Origin of the sequence: Yoonia sp. (genome assembly GCF_036007805.1) — a bacterium.
In the GTDB taxonomy this organism is placed as follows: Bacteria; Pseudomonadota; Alphaproteobacteria; order Rhodobacterales; family Rhodobacteraceae; genus Yoonia.
In genome coordinates this window covers 1-2,911 of record NZ_DASYOK010000091.1, presented here as the reverse complement: position 1 = coordinate 2,911, position 2,911 = coordinate 1, and the positions used below count along the sequence as shown (strand labels likewise).

The following is a 2,911-nucleotide window of genomic DNA, read 5'->3' as shown; positions in this document are numbered from 1 at the left end:
GCCCCACAGGTGCTGACATGATCCGCGACGAGGCCACACAAAGACAGGTCGACGCCGCCAATCCCGGCACATCAACATGGCTGTCCGCCAATGCCGGGTCCGGCAAAACCCGTGTGCTGACAGACCGTGTTGCACGGTTGTTGCTGGATAAGGTGTCGCCGCAGAATATCCTGTGCCTGACCTATACCAAAGCTGCCGCCGCCGAGATGCAGAACCGCCTGTTCCAGCGCCTTGGCGAATGGGCAATGATGCCCGAGGATGACTTGCGCCGCGCCCTGCAAACCCTTGGCATTGATCGCGCCATTGATGCCGCACAGCTGGCACAGGCACGCACCCTCTTCGCCCGCGCCATTGAAACTCCCGGTGGTCTGAAAATCCAGACTATCCACTCGTTCTGCGCGGGCGTCCTGCGGCGGTTTCCGCTTGAGGCACAGGTCAGCCCGCAATTCCGCGAAATGGAAGACCGCGCTGCTGAAATCCTCCGCGCCGAGGTGGTAGATGAAATGGTCTTGGGGCCAAAGGCAGAGGTTGTCCACCAACTGCTTGCGCTGTTCACTGGCGATGATCTGGCAAAATTCACGGCCGAGATTGCAGGGAAGGGCGATTATTTCACACAAGAGCCGGATCTCGCGCGGCTTTGCGATATCCTGGAAATACCGCAAGGGCTGACGGTCGAAACACTCTACGATGATATCTTCGACAAAGACCTGATCGCACAATTTATCGACGCCTGCGCCACCGGATCGGTCACCGACGTCAAAGCCGCAAACGCCCTGCGCCCGCTGCTGTCAGGGTCCCTTTCGCCACATGACGCGCTCGCAATCCTAGAAAATGTGTTCCTGTTCGGCGAAACCGCAGCCGCACCTTTCGGTGCCAAGATTGGCAAACTGCCCACCAAGAAAACCCGCGAAGCACACGCCGAACTCATGGAACAGATTGAGCCGATCATGGGGCAGGTCGAGGACATGCGCCCCTATCGCCTCGGCCTCATCACGCTTGACCGCACTATAGCACTTTACAATTTCGCCCGCGTCTTTGTGCCCGCCTACGAGGCGCGCAAACTGGCGATGGGGATGCTCGATTTCGACGATCTGATCCGCAAAGCCAAGGCGCTTTTGACCGACCGCGATGTGGCACAATGGGTGCTGTTCCGGCTTGATGGTGGCATCGACCATATTCTGGTGGATGAAGCACAGGACACCAGCCCGACCCAATGGGCAGTGATCGAACAATTGACCCAGGAATTCGCCACAGGCGAAGGCGCGCGCATGGACCGCGAACGCACGGTCTTTATCGTCGGGGATAAAAAGCAGTCGATCTATTCGTTCCAGGGGGCGGATCCCGCAGCCTTTGACAAGATGAAGGCCCATTTCGAGGCGACCCATGCCGCGATTTCCAAACCGTTCAACGAGACCTCTCTCGACTATTCCTTCCGCTCTTCGCAGGCCATTCTGACGGTCGTCGACAAGACCTTCACAGGTGACCGCGCGGCGGGCATGGACGACAACCTGAACCATCGCGCGTTCAAGGAAAACATGCCCGGTCGTGTTGATCTGTGGCCCGTGATCGAGAAATCCGAGGCAACGCCCGACCGCGAATGGTTCAAACCCGTCGATGAACCCAGCAGCACCGACCACACCGTTCTGATGGCCCAGCGCGTGGCGGAAAAGATCAAATATATGATCGCCTGTGAAACCATCCCCGAAGAGATAGGGAACACCGGCGCCTTTAACCGGCGCCCGATCACCGAAGGCGATTTCCTGATCCTTGTGCAGCGCCGGTCGGATCTCTTCGCTGAAATCATCCGCGCCTGCAAATCTGCCGGCCTGCAAATCGCCGGGGCCGACAGGCTGCGCGTGGGTGCCGAACTTGCGGTCAAAGACCTTGCGGCGGTGCTGCGGTTTCTGGCGCTACCCGAAGACGATCTGTCGCTTGCTGCCGCCCTGCGCTCCCCGCTGTTTGGCTGGAGCGAGCAGGACCTATTCACCCTCGCGCACCATCGCCCCGAGAAGGCTTATCTATGGGAAACCCTGCGCAACGCGGATTACCCTGAAACGCTGGCAATCCTGAATGATCTGCGCGGCAAGGCGGATTTCCTGCGTCCTTACGACCTGATCGAACGTATCCTCACCCGCCACGACGGGCGGCGCAAGTTGCTCGCGCGATTGGGGCCAGAGGCGGAGGACGGGATCGACGCGCTGTTGTCGCAGGCACTTGCCTATGAAAATACAGCTGTGCCGAACCTAACAGGGTTTCTGTCATGGATGGACACCGATGATCTCGAGGTGAAACGCCAGATGGACAGCCAAGGCGACCAGATCCGCGTGATGACGGTGCATGGCGCAAAGGGGCTCGAGGCACCAATCGTCATTCTGCCCGATACCGCGAAACGCGATGTGCAGGTCAAACAGGAAATCCTGCCAGCGGATGATCATGTCATCTGGAAGCCCCCGGTAAAATCTGCGTCTCCTGCGGTCATGGCCCTGCGCGAGGATGTCGTTGCCAAACAAACCCGCGAACGCCTGCGCCTGCTATACGTCGCGATGACGCGCGCCGAAAAATGGCTGATCGTCGGGGCGGCAGGTGACGTGGGCGAGGGTGATGCAAGCTGGTACAATATCGTCGCCGACGGCATGCGCGCCTGCGGTGATTATGACGCGAAACTGGGTGATCTTGATCTGCGGCGTGTGTCCGAACTGGCATGGGATGCGCCCGCCCTGCAGGAAAAGTCACCCGTCGAGAAAACGCAGGTCACGCCGCCCGCATTCGATGAACTGCCCGTTCCGACACAGACCAAGACCATTTCGCCTTCTGAACTGAAAGGCGACAAAATCCTCCAAGGCGATCCAGCGGGCGACAACGAAGAAGACGCGATGGAGCGCGGCACGCAGATCCATAAGCTTCTCGAGCA

At 59.4% G+C, this 2,911-nt stretch carries 1 protein-coding gene; it reads left to right on the top strand.

What is annotated here, in order from left to right:
- Positions 1-17 precede the first annotated feature (17 nt).
- A partial coding sequence (gene addA / locus VGP75_RS05260; RefSeq protein WP_327542649.1) for a double-strand break repair helicase AddA occupies positions 18-2,911 on the top strand: 2,894 nt, incomplete at its 3' end.